This is a genomic window from Streptomyces sp. HUAS MS02, from assembly GCF_055702265.1.
Window position 1 is genome coordinate 7,871,723 of record NZ_CM146747.1, and the last position, 17,286, is coordinate 7,889,008.

At 72.4% G+C, this 17,286-nt stretch carries 16 protein-coding genes; 8 read left to right on the plus strand and 8 right to left on the minus strand.

Features of this window, described 5'->3' with window-relative positions:
* Positions 1-37: 37 nt before the first annotated feature.
* Together ACZ9QC_RS33950 and ACZ9QC_RS33955 are read right to left on the minus strand one after the other, a co-directional pair.
* Positions 38-2,362 carry a helix-hairpin-helix domain-containing protein gene (locus tag ACZ9QC_RS33950; protein WP_472916591.1) on the minus strand — a complete coding sequence of 775 codons (2,325 nt, stop codon included), beginning with the start codon at positions 2,360-2,362 and terminating at the stop codon, positions 38-40.
* Complete coding sequence (locus ACZ9QC_RS33955; RefSeq protein WP_472916592.1) at positions 2,359-3,342, minus strand: aldo/keto reductase; 984 nt, start codon at positions 3,340-3,342, stop codon at positions 2,359-2,361. The genes ACZ9QC_RS33950 and ACZ9QC_RS33955 overlap by 4 nt, the downstream gene beginning before the upstream one ends.
* Positions 3,343-3,542: 200 nt before the next feature.
* Here ACZ9QC_RS33955 and ACZ9QC_RS33960 point away from each other — a divergent pair, with 200 nt between their 5' ends.
* Positions 3,543-4,598, plus strand: a complete 1,056-nt coding sequence (locus ACZ9QC_RS33960; RefSeq protein WP_472916593.1) for an LLM class F420-dependent oxidoreductase — start codon at positions 3,543-3,545, stop codon at positions 4,596-4,598.
* Positions 4,599-4,878: 280 nt separating this feature from the next.
* Positions 4,879-5,667 (plus strand): ferritin-like domain-containing protein, encoded by a 789-nt coding sequence (locus ACZ9QC_RS33965; RefSeq protein ID WP_472916594.1) that lies wholly within the window; start codon positions 4,879-4,881, stop codon positions 5,665-5,667.
* Positions 5,668-5,776: 109 nt separating this feature from the next.
* Here ACZ9QC_RS33965 and corA read toward each other — a convergent pair whose 3' ends face one another.
* Entirely contained in the window at positions 5,777-6,772 is a 996-nt protein-coding gene (gene corA, locus ACZ9QC_RS33970; protein ID WP_472916595.1) for a magnesium/cobalt transporter CorA, read from the minus strand.
* 128 nt (positions 6,773-6,900) lie between these two features.
* Here corA and ACZ9QC_RS33975 point away from each other — a divergent pair, with 128 nt between their 5' ends.
* The 5 genes from ACZ9QC_RS33975 (at position 6,901) to ACZ9QC_RS33995 (ending at position 11,889) form a co-directional block, all read left to right on the plus strand.
* Complete coding sequence (locus tag ACZ9QC_RS33975) at positions 6,901-7,587, plus strand: histidine phosphatase family protein (protein ID WP_472916596.1); 687 nt, start codon at positions 6,901-6,903, stop codon at positions 7,585-7,587.
* Between the two features lie 96 nt (positions 7,588-7,683).
* The gene (locus ACZ9QC_RS33980) at positions 7,684-8,274 is read left to right on the plus strand and encodes a DUF3090 domain-containing protein (RefSeq protein ID WP_033531640.1); all 591 of its coding nucleotides are present in this window, start codon (positions 7,684-7,686) and stop codon (positions 8,272-8,274) included.
* Entirely contained in the window at positions 8,238-9,098 is an 861-nt protein-coding gene (locus ACZ9QC_RS33985) for an SCO1664 family protein (RefSeq protein WP_472916597.1), read from the plus strand. The genes ACZ9QC_RS33980 and ACZ9QC_RS33985 overlap by 37 nt, the downstream gene beginning before the upstream one ends.
* A 148-nt stretch (positions 9,099-9,246) precedes the next feature.
* A complete protein-coding gene (gene mshC / locus ACZ9QC_RS33990; protein ID WP_230218940.1) occupies positions 9,247-10,476 on the plus strand; it encodes a cysteine--1-D-myo-inosityl 2-amino-2-deoxy-alpha-D-glucopyranoside ligase in 1,230 nt (409 codons plus the stop codon).
* Between the two features lie 405 nt (positions 10,477-10,881).
* Entirely contained in the window at positions 10,882-11,889 is a 1,008-nt protein-coding gene (locus ACZ9QC_RS33995; RefSeq protein WP_472916598.1) for an SMP-30/gluconolactonase/LRE family protein, read from the plus strand.
* A gap of 120 nt (positions 11,890-12,009) precedes the next feature.
* Here the strand turns inward: ACZ9QC_RS33995 and ACZ9QC_RS34000 are convergent, their stop codons facing one another.
* Together ACZ9QC_RS34000 and ACZ9QC_RS34005 are read right to left on the minus strand one after the other, a co-directional pair.
* Positions 12,010-13,023: a PAC2 family protein gene (locus ACZ9QC_RS34000; protein WP_472916599.1), complete on the minus strand. Its 1,014-nt coding sequence runs from the start codon at positions 13,021-13,023 to the stop codon at positions 12,010-12,012.
* Between the two features lie 158 nt (positions 13,024-13,181).
* Positions 13,182-13,853, minus strand: a complete 672-nt coding sequence (locus ACZ9QC_RS34005) for a FadR/GntR family transcriptional regulator (protein ID WP_472916600.1) — start codon at positions 13,851-13,853, stop codon at positions 13,182-13,184.
* A 216-nt stretch (positions 13,854-14,069) separates the two neighbouring features.
* Between ACZ9QC_RS34005 and mtnA the strand changes: the two genes are divergently transcribed.
* Positions 14,070-15,101, plus strand: a complete 1,032-nt coding sequence (gene mtnA / locus ACZ9QC_RS34010) for an S-methyl-5-thioribose-1-phosphate isomerase (RefSeq protein ID WP_472916601.1) — start codon at positions 14,070-14,072, stop codon at positions 15,099-15,101.
* 108 nt (positions 15,102-15,209) lie between these two features.
* Here the strand turns inward: mtnA and mtnB are convergent, their stop codons facing one another.
* The 3 genes from mtnB to ACZ9QC_RS34025 are packed head-to-tail and all read right to left on the minus strand — an operon-like array spanning position 15,210 to position 17,145.
* The gene (mtnB, locus tag ACZ9QC_RS34015) at positions 15,210-15,818 is read right to left on the minus strand and encodes a methylthioribulose 1-phosphate dehydratase (RefSeq protein WP_472916602.1); all 609 of its coding nucleotides are present in this window, start codon (positions 15,816-15,818) and stop codon (positions 15,210-15,212) included.
* Positions 15,815-16,549: an acireductone synthase gene (gene mtnC / locus ACZ9QC_RS34020; RefSeq protein ID WP_472916603.1), complete on the minus strand. Its 735-nt coding sequence runs from the start codon at positions 16,547-16,549 to the stop codon at positions 15,815-15,817. The genes mtnB and mtnC overlap by 4 nt, the downstream gene beginning before the upstream one ends.
* On the minus strand, positions 16,546-17,145 hold the full coding sequence (locus ACZ9QC_RS34025; protein WP_472916604.1) for a 1,2-dihydroxy-3-keto-5-methylthiopentene dioxygenase: 600 nt from the start codon (positions 17,143-17,145) through the stop codon (positions 16,546-16,548). The genes mtnC and ACZ9QC_RS34025 overlap by 4 nt, the downstream gene beginning before the upstream one ends.
* Between the last annotated feature and the right edge of the window lie 141 nt (positions 17,146-17,286).

Sequence of the window (17,286 nt, forward strand, 5' to 3'; positions counted from 1 at the left end):
AAGGCGGCCCGGCGGGCCGCCCTGGGGGCGCGCGCCGTCAATCGGCCGACGGCATCTGGGCCTTCAGCAATGCCGGCAGTCGTGTCGTCCGCGGCTTCGGGGGGATCTCGGCGACCGCGCGGGGCAGGGCCTGCTCCACCCCGTGCACGACGGACAGGTGCCGCTCGGCGCGGCCGAAGGCCGTGTAGACCCAGGGGCGCGTGAGGGCCTGCGCCGCGTCACCCGGCAGCACCACCACCGCCGCCGGCCACCGGTGCCCGACGGCCTGGTGCGCGGTCAGCGCCCACCCGTGCCGCACGGTCTGCTCCACCCGCTCCTTCGGTACGACCACGGCCGCACCCGCGCACTCCAGGTGCAGCCCCTCGGCGTCGGCCTTCACCACCCGGCCGGGGGTCGTGCGGCCCGGCGCGGGGGAGTGGGCCACACGGTCGCCCGGGTCGAAGCCGCCGAAACGGCCCGGACCGGGGTTCAGCCGCTCCTTGAGCGCGGCGTTCAGCGCACGCGTACCGGCGGCGCCCCCGTGCCCGGGGGTGATCACCTGTACCTGCTCGGCCGGGATCCCGAACGCCCTGGGCACCGAGTCCACGACGAGCTGCGCGGTCCGGTGCACCGCCTCACCGGCGTCCCGCACCGGCACGATCACGACCTCCTTGCCGGGCGCGTCGACCTGGTTCAGCTCGCCGATGCCGATGCCGGAGACCAGTTCACCGATCGGCCCGGGGTCGGGTGTCCGCGAGGCCACCTGCGGGCAGGTCCGGGCGGCGAGCAGATCGGCGAAGACCCGGCCGGGCCCGGCGGACCAGAGCACTCCCGGGTCGCCGCTGAGCACCAGCCGGGAACCGTCGGGCAACGACTCGACGAGCAGCGCGGCGGTCTCGACGTCCAACTGGGGCGCGTCCAGCACCACGAGCAGATCCAGGTCGAGCGCGCCCTCCACGTCACGGCCGGGTCCCTCGGCGCCGGACAGCAGCCCGGCGAGGGTCGCCACGGCGGTGTCGCCCCCTTCGGCGGTGTCCCCGCCGTCGGCGGAGCCCAGCTGTGCGGCGAAGCGGCGCACGCCGTCCGCGCTGTGCGTCGCCGCGTACGCCCGCAGCCCGAGCGACCGGGCGGCCGCGACGAGCGCCGCCGGTTCCGCGCGGGCCGCCTCGCCGCCGGTGTGCAGCACGAGCCCGTGCCCCGCGACGGCGCGGATCAGCTCGGCGGCGGAACGCGGTGCCGACGCGGCCGCCGAGGACCAGTCGGCTGGATCGTCCTTGGGCAGGGAGTTCATGACGCGGGCGAGGCCGTCGGCGAGGCTCTCCTCGGCGAGGGCGTACCGCTCCAGCCCGATGAGGACGCGGACCGGGCGCTCCTCCTCGGCCTCGTCGCCCTCGCCCTCGTCGTCGGCGGGGGAGTCGGCGGTCGGTCCGGGGGCCGGCGTGGACCGTGGCGCGGCCGGGGTGTCGTCCAGGGCGTCCTGGAACACCAGGGCCTCGCCCTCGGCCACGGTGCTCTGGACGGCCTCGTCGGGATCGGGGACGGAACGCTGACCGAGCGCGCCGACCAGGGCCGGGGCCTCCAGCGCCGTGTGCCCGGCGACGGCGGCCTGCTCCAGCAGCCAGACGGTGACCGCGCGGCCCCGCCGCTCGTCGTCCGGGCCGCACTCCGCGCCGAGCAGGGCCCGCGCGAACCCGTCCGCCTGCTCGGGCCGCACGCCCGGAACGCGCAGCAATTGCCAGGGATCCTCACGCAGCAGGGCGCCCGCGCTCTCGCCGAGCGCCTCGGCGACCTGCGGCACCAGCGCCTCCGGCGCACCGCCCTCGGCCAGCACCGCGCGCACCGCCTCGACGGTCTCGCCCGACGGAACCGCCGCACCGACCGGGGGTGCCACGGGCTGCGGTCGCCGCACCGGTTCCTGTGCGGGCCGACGCGGCGCCGGCTCCGGCTCGTCGAAAGCGGTGGCCGTGGGCTTCCGGCCGCCCTCCACGGCCCGTACGGCGGCCAGCAGATCGGCGGCCGTCCCGCTGAGCTTGGCCCCGCTCGTGATCGGTTCCCTCTTCTCCGCCTTGCGCCGCTCGATCCGCTCCCGCTCCAGCCTTTGGGCCGCCAACTCGGCCTGGGCCTCGGAGACTTCGGACGCGCCTTCGGACGGGTCCTTGGAGGCCTCGGAGGCGCCCTCGGACGGGTCTTCGGAGGTTTCGGATGCGCCTTCGGACGCGTCCTCGGAAGCTTCGGAGGCGCCCTCGGACGTGCCCGAGTCGTCGGTGCCGGCGGAGCCTTCCGGAGTGCTCCCGGCGGTTGCGTCGTCGGGCGCGTCGGAGCGCGTGGTGTCGCCCTGGCCTCCCGGCCCGTCCGTCCCCGTGGTCGCGGGCTCCGTGCTCACAGCGTGCTCCAGTCGTGATCGGGATAGCGGTGCACGGGCGCCGACACATCGTCGAGAGCCCGGCAGATCTCGTCAGGAAGACTAAGGGTCTCCACTGACAATGCCCCCGTGAGCTGCAGCGCGTTGCGCGCGCCGACGATGGGCGCGGCCACGCCGGGCCGGTCGCGCACCCAGGCGAGGGCCACCTGGAGCGGGGTCACAGCGAGACCGTCCGCGGCGGTCTGCACCGCCTCCACGATGCTGGTCGCCGTCTCGTCGAGGTACGGCGCGACGAACGGTGCCATGTGCTCGGAGCCGCCCCGGGAGTCGGGGGGCGTGATGTGGCGGTACTTGGCGGTCAGCACCCCGCGCCCCAGCGGCGACGAGGGGAGCAGACCGACGCCCAGGTCCAGCGCGGCGGGCAGCACCTCGCGCTCGACGCCGCGTTGCAGCAGGGAGTACTCCAGCTGCGTACTGGCCAGGCGGGTGCGTATACCGGGGGCCGCGAGCTGCCAGGTGGCCGCCTTCGCCAGCTGCCAGCCGCAGAAGTTGGAGACGCCGGCGTACCGGGCCCGGCCGCTGCTGACGGCCAGGTCGAGGGCCTGGAGCGTCTCGTCGAGCGGCGTCTCGGGGTCGTAGGCGTGGATGTGCCAGAGGTCGACGTAGTCCGTGCCGAGGCGGGCGAGGGAGGCGTCCAGGGCGGCGAGCAGATGGCCCCGGGAACCGTCGAAGCGGCGGTCGGGGTCCGGGACGCTGCCGGCCTTCGTGGAGATGACCAGGTCACGGCGGGGCACCAGCCCGTCCATCAACTGCCCGAGCAGATACTCGGCTTCGCCGTCACCGTAGACGTCGGCCGTGTCCACGAGGGTGCCGCCCGCCTCCCAGAACACCTTCAACATGTCCGCGGCGTCATGCTCGTCCGTGTCGCGGCCCCACGTCAGGGTGCCGAGCCCGATCCGGGACACGCGCAGGCCGGTACGGCCGAGATGCCTCTGCTCCATGAACGCCGAGATTACTGGCCAGGGTTCGCCGCGTGGGGGCCTGTGGACAACCGATTTCCACAGGGTGGACTCGTCGTCCGCGGCCGAGGGGGTACTGCGCGAGCAACCGCAACGGACCCGCACTCGCCCCACAGCGGCATGCCCCCGGTATGGTCGGCGGGACCAAGACGTTACTGATCGGTAAAGGAAGGCGGGTCTATATGAAGCTCGGGATCAACCTCGGCTACTGGGGCGCCGGAATGGACGGGGACAACCTGGCCGTGGCCCAGGAGGCAGACCGCCTGGGGTACGCGGTCTGCTGGGCGGCGGAGGCCTATGGCTCGGACGCCGCCACCGTGCTCAGCTGGGTCGCCGCCAAGACCGACCGCATCGACGTGGGCTCCGCCATCTTCCAGATCCCGGCCCGCCAGCCCGCGATGACCGCGATGACCGCAGCGACGCTGGACTCGCTCTCCGGCGGCCGTTTCCGGCTCGGCCTCGGCGTCTCGGGGCCGCAGGTCTCGGAGGGCTGGTACGGGGTCAAGTTCGACAAGCCGCTCGCCCGCACCCGCGAGTACGTGGAGATCGTCCGCAAGGCGATGACCCGTGAGCGTCTGTCGCACGACGGCGAGCACTGGACGCTGCCGCTGCCCGGCGGCCCCGGCAAGCCGCTGAAGCTGACCGTGCACCCCACCCGCGAGCACATCCCGCTGTACATCGCCGCGATCGGCCCGAAGAACCTGGAGCAGACCGGCGAGATCGCCGACGGCGCCCTGCTGATCTTCCCCTCGGCCGCGCACCTGGAGGACACGGCGATCAGGTACCTGCGGGCGGGACGGGAGAAGGCCGGCAAGACCCTCGAAGGGTTCGACGTCTGCCCGACCTTGCCCCTCGCCGTCGGCGCCGACAAGGACGTGGCGACGCTCGCCGACACCTTCCGCCCGTACACCGCGCTGTACGTCGGCGGCATGGGCAGCCGCAAGCAGAACTTCTACAACCAGCTCGCCCAGCGCATGGGGTACGAGAAGGAGGCGGCCGAGATCCAGGACAAGTACCTGGCGGGTGACAAGACCGGGGCCGCGGCGGCCATTCCGCACGAGCTGATCGACCAGACCACGCTGCTCGGGTCGGTGGAGCGCATCGCCGACCGGATGAAGGCCTACGCCGAGGCCGGGGTCACCACCCTCACCCTCGCCCCCGCGGGCTTCACCCTGGACGAGCGGATCGCCTCGCTCCGGGCCGGCACCGAGGCCATGGAGCTGGCCGGGCTCGCGTAACCCGAACGGAGCAGCGGCCGACATGCGCCGGAACCGGCCGGAATCGGCCGGACCGGGGGCTCGGAAAGTTCCGCGGCCGTGGTGGGGGCTCGGGGGTCTTCCCCGCCACGGCCGTCACGGAGGACAACGCGGCGCATCCCGCTCGGTTACGCGTTCGCGCCGCCCCGGCATCCTTCGTTCGGCGGATTTGTCCGACACAGCTGTTGCCCGGCTCCTGTCACCCCATTTGACTCGTTCTCTGCAGGACCCCTGCCAGGACCCCTGCAGAGAGGTGCCTCAGATGCTTTCGGCCAAGAGTCTCTTCCAGGAGATCGTCGACAACGACGAGTCGTTCCGGCTGTTCTGTTCGATCGCCGCCAGCGGCGAGACACAGGGCGGCTGGGAGAACGCGCGCATCGCGGCGCTCGTCCCGCAGAGCGAGCGCGCACTCGTACCGAAGATCACCCGCCACGGTGCCGACGAGGACAAACACGGGCGGATCTTCAACGCCCTCATGAAGAAGCGCGGCCTCCGACCGGTGGAGGTCCCGCCCGAGACCGACTACACGATGCTGCTCGAACGCCGCGGCATCGGCCTCGCGCACGAGAAGCTCAAGGCCGACCAGGCCCTGACGCTGCGGGACATCATCGTCTACCTGTCCCACAGCCGGGTCACCGAACAGCGAGCCGCCGACCAGATGGTGATGCTCCGCAAGCACTTCGCGGACCACCCCGAGATCGGCAAGGCCGTCCGGATGATCTCCGACGACGAGGACAACCACCTCGCGTACACCCACGAGGAACTGCTGCGCTACGCGGCCGCCGGACACGGCCGCCTGATCCAGCGGACCCTGCGCGAGTGCGCCCTCGCCGAGATCGCCGTGTACCGGGACGTCAGCCTCGCCGTGATGGACCGCATGGGGCGCGTCCTGGGCTGGCCGAAGGCGAAGGCCGCCGTCCTCGCGGCGGGCATCCACGCCGTGTACGCCTACGAGCGGGCCTTCGGCTGGCGCCGCATGGTGACCCTGACGATGCCGGAACGCCGCGACGCCCTGGGCGGACCGGCGACCGCGGCCCCGGAGTTCGCCTGAGCACCTCGCACACCCGTACGCGCGCGTGGGGCGCCGCCGTTCGCCCACGCGCGCATACGGCACGCCGTACGGCCGAGGAGCGGCACACCGCGGCGCGCCGCCCCGAGGGCTACAGCCAGCCCCGCCGCTTGAAGAGCCGGTACACCAGCACCTCCGTCATGACCATCAGCGCCATCAGCGCGGGGTACGACCACACCCAGCGCAGTTCGGGCATGTGCTCGAAGTTCATGCCGTAGACACCGGCGGCCATCGTCGGGATCGCGGCCATCGCCGCCCAGGCCGAGATCTTCCGCATGTCGTCGTTCTGGCGGACGCTCATCTGCGCCAGATGCGCGTTGAGGATGTCGGAGACGAGCCGGTCCAGGCCCTCGACGGACTCGTTGACGCGGGTGAGGTGGTCGTTGACGTCACGGAAGAAGGGCTGGGCCTTCTCCTCGACGAAGGGCACCGCGAGCGTGGAGGTGCCGGTGCCCGACAGCCGGGCGAGCGGGGCGGCGAGCGGGCCGGTGGCCCGGCGGAACTCCAGGACCTGGCGTTTGAAGGTGTAGATCCGGGACGCCGTGTTCCGTGAGCCGCCGACGTCGGGGGAGAAGACCTCCGTCTCCAGTTCCTCCAGGTCGGTCTGGAGCTCGGTCGCCACCTCCAGATAGTGGTCGACCGTGGCGTCCGTGATCGCGTACAGCACGGACGTGGGCCCCTTCCCGAGCAGTTCGGGCTCCTGCTCCAGGCGACGTCGTACGACACCCAGGGGGGAGCCGTCGCCGTGGCGGACGGTCACGACGAAGGCGTGGCCGAGGAAGACCATCACCTCGCCGCTGGTCACGGTGTCACTGGCCGGCTCGTACACGACCGGCTTGAGGACCATGAACAGCGAGTCGTCGTACACCTCCAGCTTGGGCCGCTGGTGGGCCTTCAGGGCGTCCTCCACGGCCAGCGGATGCAGTGCGAACTCCTCGGTGACCAGGGCGAACTCCTTCTCCGACGGCTCGTGCAGGCCGATCCACACGAAGCCGCCCGAGGCGCGGGCGGCGGCCAGGGCGTCGGAGAGGTCGTCGGGGCCCTCGGTGCGGTGCCCGTCGCGGTAGACGGCGCAGTCGACGATCACGGGGAGTCCTTTCGCAGGGCCTTGTCCACAGAGCCTTGTCCACGGTGCCTGGTCCGCAGAGCCCGGTTCACGGAGCGTTGTCCACAGGCCCGGGGGAGTGCGTCGGGCGGGCGTCTAGGCTGGGGCGCATGCCCACGTTGATCCTTGTCCGGCACGGACGTTCCACCGCCAACACCGAGGGTGTGCTCGCCGGGTGGACGCCCGGGGTCGCGCTCGACGAGCGAGGCGCCGCGCAGGCCGCGGCGCTGCCCGGCCGCCTCGCCGGGCTGCCGATCGCCGAGGTCGTCACCAGCCCGCTCCAGCGCTGCCAGGAGACGGTCCGGCCGCTGCTGGACGCCCGGCCCGGTCTCGCCGCGCACACCGAGGAGCGCATCGGCGAGTGCGACTACGGGGACTGGTCCGGCCGCAAGCTCGCCGAATTGAACGACGAGCCGCTGATGGAGGTGGTCCAGGCGCATCCGACAGCCGCCGCGTTCCCCGGCGGTGAGTCGATGCGGGCCATGCAGCACCGGGCCGCGGAGGCGGTCCGCGAGTGGAACGCGCGCGTGGAGCGCGAGCACGGTGCCGACGCCGTGTACGTGATGTGCTCGCACGGCGACATCATCAAGTCGCTCGTCGCGGACGCACTCGGACTTCATCTGGACCTCTTCCAGCGGATCTCTGTCGAACCGTGTTCCATCACCGCGATCCGTTACACCCGACTCAGGCCGTTTCTCGTCCGTCTCGGCGACACCGGGGACTTCTCGTCCCTGGCGCCGCGCGAGGAGCCCCCGAGCGGTGACGCGACCGTGGGGGGCGGTGCGGGGGCACCGTGATCGTCAACCGCAGTAGGGTGAAGCGGTCGCGGCGGCGCTGAACCCCTCAGCAGCCGACGCGGCCGGTCCCGACGTCGATTCCAATGGAGACAGGACGTGTCCCGTCAGGTGTTCCTCTACGACCCCCCGGACCGCTTCGTGGCCGGTACGGTCGGGCTGCCCGGGCGCCGTACCTTCTTCCTGCAGGCCTCCTCCGGGCAGCGTGTCACCAGCGTCGCCCTGGAGAAGACCCAGGTCGCCGCGCTCGCCGAGCGCATGGACGAACTGCTGGACGAGGTCGTGCGGCGCAGCGGCGGCAGCGCCGCGGTGCCGGCCGTCGCCCCCACCGAGGTGTCCGACACGGCACCGCTGGAGACCCCCGTCGAGGAAGAGTTCCGGGTCGGCACCATGGCACTGGCCTGGGACGGCGACGAGGAGCGGATGATCGTCGAGGCCCAGGCCCTGGTCGAGCTGGACGCCGACTCCGAGGAGGACCTCGCGGAGGCGGAGGAGCGGATGCTCCAGGACGAGGAGAACGGCCCGCCGATGCTCCGCGTCCGTCTCACCGGCACCCAGGCCCGTGCGTTCGCCAAGCGCGCGCTCGACGTCGTCAACGCCGGGCGCCCGCCGTGCCCGCTGTGCAGTCTGCCGCTCGACCCGGAAGGACACGTATGTCCGCGCCAGAACGGATACCGGCGCGGGGAGTGACCCCCTCCGCCGAGCCGTCGCCCACACCCCCGGTCGTCGAGCCGTCGGTCACCTTGCTGGCCGAGGGCGAACTGACCGTGCGCGGCCAGGTGCGGGAGGCGTCCAACGCGGTGCTGTACTGCACGGTCGCGCACGAAGGCCGGGAGGCCGCCTGCGTCTACAAACCCGTCGCCGGGGAGCGGCCCCTGTGGGACTTCCCCGACGGGACGCTCGCGCAGCGGGAGGTCGCCGCGTACGAGGTGTCCGAGGCGACCGGCTGGGGGCTCGTCCCGCCCACCGTGCTGCGGGACGGGCCGTACGGGCAGGGCATGTGCCAGCTGTGGATCGAGGGCGTGCCCGGGTCCGAGCTGCTGGCCCTCGTCGACGGCGAGGAGGCCGGGGAGGGCTGGAAGGCCGTCGGCTTCGCGGAGGTCGGGGAAGGCGAGACCGCGCTCCTCGTGCACGCCGACGACCAGCGGCTGCGGCGGCTCGCCGTCCTCGACGCGGTCGTCAACAACGCCGACCGCAAGGGCGGGCACCTCCTGCCCGCCGCGGAGGGACGGCTCTACGGCATCGACCACGGAGTGACCTTCAACGTCGAGAACAAGCTGCGGACGCTGTTGTGGGGCTGGGCGGGGGAGCCGCTCACCGAGGAGGCCGTGGACGTCCTGGAACGGCTGCGGGACGCGCTCGGGGAGGGCGGGGCGCTGGCGGCGAAACTCGTCGCGTTGATCACACCGGCCGAACTGGACGCCACACGCGAGCGGGTGGCCGCGCTCCTGAAGAGCGGACGCCACCCGGAGCCGAGCGGCGAGTGGCCGGCGATCCCCTGGCCCCCGGTCTGAAGGCACCCGCGCCGGCCCCGCGCCCCGTTCAGGGGCGCGGGGAACTGCGCGATCAGCCACCTACCTGGGCGCGGTCGCAGAACAGGGCGTACCCCCGAGTGCTCAGGCGCCCGGCATAGTGGCGCGGCGATCGGGTTAGGCTCGTGGCATGCATGCCTGGCCCGCTTCTGAGGTCCCCGCCCTGCCCGGCAAGGGCCGCGACCTTCGGATCCACGACACCGCGACCGATGGGCTCATCACCCTTGACCCCGGTCCCGTCGCCCGTATCTACGTCTGCGGCATCACCCCGTACGACGCGACCCACATGGGTCACGCGGCGACCTACAACGCGTTCGACCTCGTTCAGCGCGTGTGGCTCGACACCAAGCGGCAGGTTCACTACGTCCAGAACGTGACGGACGTCGACGACCCTCTGCTGGAGCGGGCCGAGCGTGACGCCATCGACTGGGTGGCCCTCGCCGAGAAGGAGACCGCCCTCTTCCGCGAGGACATGACCGCCCTGCGGATGCTCCCGCCCCGCCACTACATCGGCGCGGTCGAGGCCATCCCCGGCATCGTTCCGCTCGTCGAGCGGCTCCGTGACTCCGGCGCCGCGTACGAACTCGAAGGGGACATCTACTTCTCCGTCGAGTCCGACCCCGACTTCGGCAAGGTCTCGCGCCTCGACGCGGCCACGATGCGGCTGCTCTCCGCCGAGCGCGGCGGCGATCCGGACCGGCCGGGCAAGAAGAACCCTCTCGACCCCATGCTCTGGATGGCCGCACGCGAGGGCGAGCCCAGCTGGGACGGCGGCTCCCTCGGGCGCGGCAGGCCCGGCTGGCACATCGAGTGCGTCGCCATCGCCCTCGACCACCTCGGCATGGGCTTCGACGTGCAGGGCGGCGGCTCCGACCTCGCCTTCCCGCACCACGAGATGGGCGCCTCGCACGCGCAGGCGCTGACCGGCGAGTTCCCCATGGCCAAGGCGTACGTCCACGCCGGAATGGTCGCCCTGCACGGCGAGAAGATGTCGAAGTCCAAGGGCAACCTGGTCTTCGTCTCCGCGCTGCGCCGCGACGGGGTCGACCCGGCCGCGATACGGCTCGCGCTCCTCGCCCACCACTACCGGTCCGACTGGGAGTGGACCGACCAGGTGCTCCAGGACGCCGTGGCCCGCCTCGACCGGTGGCGCGCAGCCGTCTCCCGGCCCGACGGACCGCCCGCCGAGGCCCTGGTCGAGGAGATGCGCGAGGCCCTCGCGAACGACCTGGACGCGCCCACCGCGCTCGCCGCGGTCGACCGCTGGGCCGCCCTCCAGCAGGAGCGGGGCGGCACGGACGAGGGCGCGCCCGGTGTGGTGTCGCGCGCCGTGGACGCGCTCCTCGGCGTGGCCCTGTGAAGCCGTTGCAGTAACGACTCTGCACAGGCGTCACCGAAGAACGACCCCGGCACAGGCGTCGCCCACGCCCCACGCGCCGGAGGGACATCGACGGGGCGCGTCCTCCGACCGGAGGACGCGCCCCGTCGCCATGCGGCAGGGCCGTTCGCGGGGCGGGCGGCGGGATCCCGCCGCTCCGGACACGAAGACGCGGTGCCAGGACGGCAGTTCGGGGGGACGGGGGAGGAGCTGATCGGGCGAGCCGACCGGACCGTCCCATCCCGGCCGCGCGTCGTCCCCGGGCTGTCAAGGTGCTGTCGGCCGACGGGCGAAGCGCTGCGGGGCCGGTCGGCATGTGATGAGGTGACAGACGTCAGTTGAAGCCGGACCGGCCAGCTGCCGGTCCCTTCGTGGAAGGGACGCACAGTGGCACCCCCGCTCCCCCCGCACTCCCTCTCGGCTCGCCCCGCCCCCCACCTCAGTAGGCGAAGACTGCTCACGACGTCGGCCGCGACCGCCGGCGCGCTGCTCGTCGGGGCCTCCGCCGCGTCCACCGCCTCCGCCACCGGCTCGGCCACCGGGCACCCGTGGCCCGACGTCATCCCCCTGCCGAACGGCTTCCGCCCCGAGGGCATCACCATCGGCACCGGCCCCTACGCCTACCTCGGCTCCCTCGGCGACGGCTCGATCTACCGCGCCGACCTGCGCACCGGCGCGGGCCGCATCGTCTCGGCGGGCCCCGGTACGCCCTCCGTGGGGCTCAAACTCGACGACCGAGGGCGGCTGTTCGTCGCCGGGCGCGGTCAGGGCGCCCGGGTGGTGGACGTCCGTACCGGCGCGATCATCGCGTCGTACACGCTCACCACCAGGACGCCGACCTTCGCCAACGACGTCTTCCTCACCCCGGGCGCCGCCTGGTTCACCGACTCGTTCCAGCCCGCCCTCTACGCCCTGCCGCTCGGCCGTGACGGCCGGCTGCCGGGTCCGGACGAGGTCGTCACAGTCCCCCTGAGCGGCGCCTGGACCCAGACGCCGGGCGAGACGGTCAACGCCAACGGCATCACCCGCACCCCGGACGGCAAGGCCCTCCTGGTCGTCCAGTCCGGCGTGGGCGGACTCCACCGGGTCGACCCGAGGACGGGCGTCACAACCCTCGTCGACCTGGGCGACGCGGCACCCCTCACCAACGGCGACGGCCTGCTGCTGCTCGGCCGGCGGCTCTACGTGGTGCAGAACCAGCAGAACGCGATCGACGTGTTCCACCTCTCCGCCGACGGCCGCAGCGGCATCTTCGAGGGCCGCCTCAGCGACGCCGACTTCGACGTCCCGACGACGGTCGCGGCCCACAAGAACCGCCTGTACCTGCCCAACGCCCGCTTCACGACCACTCCGACCGCGGACACGACGTACGCGGTGGTATCGATCAAACGCTGAGCACCTGGTGCCTCCGGGCCCACCTCCCCGCGCCCCGAAGGGGCGCGGGGAACTGCGCGACCAGCCACAACAAACCCGCAGATCCCGCGCAGCGTCACAGCAACGGCATCCCCAGGAGCACTACTCCTCCGACGAATCCTCGCCCTCGCCGCCCTCGTCCGCGGCCTCCGGCCGAGTTGGCTTCGGCGGCCGCGTCCGCCCACCGGGGTTCTCCTTCGGGTTCCACGCACCGGCCCCCGCGTCGCCCCCGTCAGCCGTGGCATGCCCCCCGGCCGGACCGGCGGAGCCGGGCCCACCGTCACGGCGCCGCAGATACCGTTCGAACTCCCGAGCGATCGCCTCGCCCGACGCCTCCGGCAGCTCCGCCGTGTCCCGGGCCTCCTCCAGCGTCTGCACGTACTCGGCGACCTCGCTGTCCTCCGCCGCCAGCTGGTCCACGCCCACCTGCCAGGCGCGCGCGTCCTCGGGAAGCTCGCCCAGCGGGATGCGTACGTCGATGAGGTCCTCCAGGCGGTTCAGGAGGGCCAGCGTCGCCTTCGGGTTCGGCGGCTGCGACACGTAGTGCGGCACCGCCGCCCAGAGCGAGACCGCGGGGACACCGGCGTGCGTGCAGGCCTCCTGGAGGATGCCGACGATGCCCGTGGGCCCCTCGTACTTGGTCTCCTCCAGATCCATCCGCTGCGCCAGGTCCGGGTCGGACGTGACACCGCTGACCGGGACCGGACGCGTGTGCGGGGTGTCGCCGAGCAGCGCGCCCAGCACGACCACCAGCTCCACGCCGAGCTCATGGGCGAAGCCCAGCAGCTCGTTGCAGAACGAGCGCCAGCGCATCGACGGCTCGATACCCCGGACGAGTACGAGATCGCGGGGCTTGTCGCCGCCCACCCTGACCACCGACAACCTTGTCGTCGGCCAGGTGATCTTCCGTACACCGCCGTCCAGCCACACCGTGGGACGGTTCACCTGGAAGTCGTAGTAGTCCTCGGCGTCCAGCGCCGCGAACACCTCACCCTTCCATTCCCGGTCCAGATGCGCGACCGCGGTGGAGGCGGCGTCGCCGGCGTCGTTCCAGCCTTCGAACGCGGCCACCATCACTGGGTCGATCAGCTCGGGAACCCCCTCCAGCTCGATCACCCAGCGCCTCCTTCCGACGTGCCCTCGCGTACGCCCCAACCTTACGGCGTACCGAGGGGGCCTCCGCAGCCCCCTTGCACGGGGGAGTGAACGGATCACTGCCCCGTTCGCACGGCTCAAACACGCGTCGGCGACCGGAGCATCAGGTGATCAACTTCTCACAGCGACGATCGCAGCCACTGTTCCACGCTCGCGATGTGCACCGTCGCCCAGGAGCGCGCGGCGTCGGCGTCGCGGTCGCGCAGGGCGGCCAGGATGGCCCGGTGCTCGTGCAGGGTCCGGCTGACGGCGTCCTCCTGGGTCAGTCCGCGCCAGATACGGGCCCGTGTGGTGGGGCCCGAGAGGCCGTCGAGCAGCGAGCAGAGCACGGAGTTCCCCGAGCTCTGCACGATGCCCCGGTGGAACTCCAGGTCGCAGGCGACCAGTTCCTCCACCGACGGATCGGTGCCGAGCTTGTCCAACTGGGCGTCCAGCGCGTCCAGTTGCTGCTCACTGATCCTCAGGGCGGCCATCGCCGTCGCCGCCGGTTCGAGTATCCGGCGTACGGCGAGGAACTCCAGGACCGTGTCGTCGCGGTGGAAGTCGACGACGAAGCTCAGCGCCTCCAGCAGGAGTTGCGGATCGAGGCTGGTCACATAGGTGCCGTCGCCCTGCCGTACGTCCAGGATGCGGATCAGCGACAGGGCGCGCACGGCCTCGCGCAGGGAGTTGCGGGACAGCCCGAGGTCGGCGGCGAGCTCGCTCTCCTTCGGCAGCCGGTCGCCGGGGCGCAGCGCGCCGGAGACGATCATGTCCTTGATCTTCTCGATCGCCTCGTCGGTGACTGCCATGGCGGACCCTCCTCGTCGTGTCAGGCCGTTCCGGTTGTCCCGGCCGTTCCGGTCGCTCCGGCTGATCCGGTCGTTCAGACATCCGATGTATCAGCCCATTATGAAGGCACCGGCGTGACTCTTCGGCCGATGGCGGCGCCGCCCCTCGTGATTCCGGCCGTTCTTCGAGGTCATGTACGGTGTCGGGCACCTTCGGAACACCAGGAGTGCCCCGCTATGCCCCAGGAACTGCGCGCCGTCGACTGGACCGGAAGCAGTCTCGCCCTCATCGACCAGACGGTTCTGCCGCACCGTACCGAGACGGTCGAGATCCGTGACGTCGACGCCCTGGTCTCCGCCGTCCAGCGCCTCGTCGTCCGCGGCGCCCCCGCGATCGGGGCGGCCGGCGCGTACGGGGTGGCGGTCGCGATCCTGGAGGGCGAGCGGGAGGGGTGGTCGGCCGAGGAGACACGGGCCGCCGTCGCCCGCGTCCGCGAGGCCCGGCCCACCGCCGTGAACCTGATGGTGTGCGTCGACCGGGTCATGACCCGCTTCGACGAGGGACTGGACGCGGTGCTGGAGGAGGCCGCCGCCGTCCAGCGCGAGGACGTCGAGGCGAACCGGGCCATGGGGGTCTTCGGCGCCGACTGGCTGCTGAAGCGTGTGGGCGTCGACCGGCCGCTTCGCGTGCTGACGCACTGCAACACGGGGGCGCTCGCAACCGCGGGATGGGGGACGGCACTCGGCGTCATCCGCGAACTCCACGCGCGGGGCCGGCTCGAAGTCGTCTACGCCGACGAGACGCGACCCCTGCTCCAGGGATCCCGCCTGACCGCCTGGGAGTTGGTCCAGGAGGGTATCCCGCACTACGTCCAGGCGGACGGTGCCGCCGCCGGCACGATCCTGCGGGGCGAGGTCGACGCGGCGATCGTGGGCGCGGACCGTATCGCCGCCAACGGCGACACCGCCAACAAGGTCGGCACGGTGGGCGTCGCCCTCGCCTGCGCCGACGCGGGCATACCGTTCCTGGTGGCCGCCCCCACGACGACGGTCGACCTCGCCACCGCCTCGGGAGCCGACATCCACATCGAACTCCGGAGCGAGGACGAGGTGTTGGAGTGGAGCGGCGTCCGGACGGCGCCGGCCGAGTCCCGGGGGCACAACCCGGCCTTCGACGTGACACCGGGCCGCCTCGTGACCGGACTGGTCACGGAGCGCGGCGTGCTGGAGGTCTCGGCGGGCGAACTGCCGGGCGGGCACTGGGGTTAGGCCCGCGTACGAACCGCCCGCCGCGGCGACCCAGGTTCCGTACGCCGTGCTCACCCACCACGACAAGGCGGCCCGGTCACCGTGACCGGGCCGCCTGGTGACGTGCCGTCACCGCTGCGACAGCTCCAGCTCCAGCAGCCACTCGACCACTTCGGTGTGGTGGCGGGCCTGGCGGGGCGTCGCGCCCCAGACGTACAGACCGTGCCCGGCGACGACCACCGCCGGCATACGGGGGTCGCGCGCGGCCTCCAGGCGGTCGCCCAGCACCTTCATGTCCTGGCTGTTGCCGATGACGGGAAGGGTGACCTCGACGTCGTGGGCGGGCTGGCCGACGCCCTTCAGCATCTCCAGGTCCTTGAAGACGATGCCGTCGGGCTCACGACGCCCCATGGCGACCGAGGCGACCGTGTGGACGTGGACCACGGCACCCGCCCCGGTCAGCGCGGCCACCCGTGCGTGCAGCTCGGCCTCGGCGGACGGCCTGCCCCCCTGCAGGGCCGCGCCGTTCCCGTCGACCAGCACCACGTCCGCGGGCGTCAGTTCACCCTTGTCGTGGCCGCTCGCGGTCACCGCCAGCCGCAGCGGGTCGCGCGAGAGCACCACCGACAGGTTGCCCGAGGTGCCGCGCATCCAGCCGAAGGAGGCGAAGCGGGCCGACTCGGCGGCCAGCACGGCGCCCGCCTCCTCCAGGTCGAGTGCCGAGATCTCGGTGGTCATGCGGTGCTCCTCGTGAGGGTGATCTCGTCGAACGTCCCCGCCTGCGCGTGGTCCCCGACGCCTTGCTCGTAGTACGGCTCCCCGGGCCGCCGGATGCCGACGGCCCGCCAGCCGGCCTCGCGTGCCGCGTCCAGCTCGCCGGGCCGGTCGGAGAGGAAGAGGATGCGCTCGGGGGTCGCGGCGAGCCCGAGGGCCGACGCGATCGTGCGGTACGACTCCGCCTCCTGCTTCGGCCCCGCGTTCTCCGTGTCGTACAACCCCTCGACCAGCGGCAGCAGGTCCCCCTCGGGGCTCGACCGGAACCAGGCGCGCTGGGCGGCCACGGAACCCGAGGAGTACACGTGGAGGCGGACGCCCGCCGCGCGCCAGGCCCGCAGGGCCGGCAGGACGTCGTCGTAGAAGTGGGAGACGAGGTCGCCGCGCGCGAAGCCCTCGGACCAGATGATGCCCTGGAGGGTCTTCAGCGGGGTCGCCTTGCGGTCCTCGTCGAGCCACTCGTCGAGCGCCTTCTCGACGCGGGCGGCGTCCGCGTCCGGCTCGGCGATCAGGTCCCGCACCTGCGCGACCGCGCGCGCCACGTCCGGGTCCCCGCTCCGCTCCGCGAGCAGCGCCCCGAAGCGGGAGCGCGAGTACGGGTAGAGCACGTCGACGACGAACCCCGTGGCGCTCGTGGTGCCCTCGATGTCGAGCACCACGGAGTCGAGGGAGTCGATGTCGAAGTCCACGCTCACGCCGCTGCCTTGTCCTGCCGGTACCCGGCGTCGATCGTGTCGTAGTCCGGGAAGCGGGAGGCGATGGTGGAGCCGGTGAAGTTGCCGATCCAGCCGTCCTCCTCGTGGAAGAAGCGGATCGCGGTGAACGACGGGTTGGTGCCCATGTCGAACCAGTGCGTGGTGCCGCGCGGCACGCCCAGCAGGTCGCCCTTCTCGCAGTAGACCGCGTGCACCTCGCCGTTCACGTGCAGATAGAAGATGCCGGAGCCGGAGACGAAGAAGCGGACCTCGTCATCGTCGTCGTGGGTGTGCTCCTGGAGGAACTTCTCCCGGGCGGCCTTCGCCTTCACCGGGAACTCGGGGTCGTCGCTCGGGTGGAGGCCGAGGACGTCGACCGTGGTGAAGCCCTCCTCGGCGTTGAGCCGCTCGATCTCCGGGCCGTACGCGGCGAACACGGTCTCGCTGTCCGCGTCGAAGGGGACGTCCTCGCGGATCGGCCACTGCTCGTAGCGCACCCCGAGCGGTGCCAGCGCGGCCGCGATCTCGACGGGGTCGGCGGTACGGCGCACCACGGTCTCCGGTCCCGACTCGGGCCAGGTGGTCAGCAGGGTCATGGGAGCAACTCCAGGAGGCTGGAAGGGATGTCCGGATACCGAGACGGGCACCCGGGCAGCTGGAAAGGGGGCAAGGGGCGGGGGCGAGCGACCGGTCAGGCGTGACAGGGCGCGCCGGGACAACAGCGCATACGGGGCATG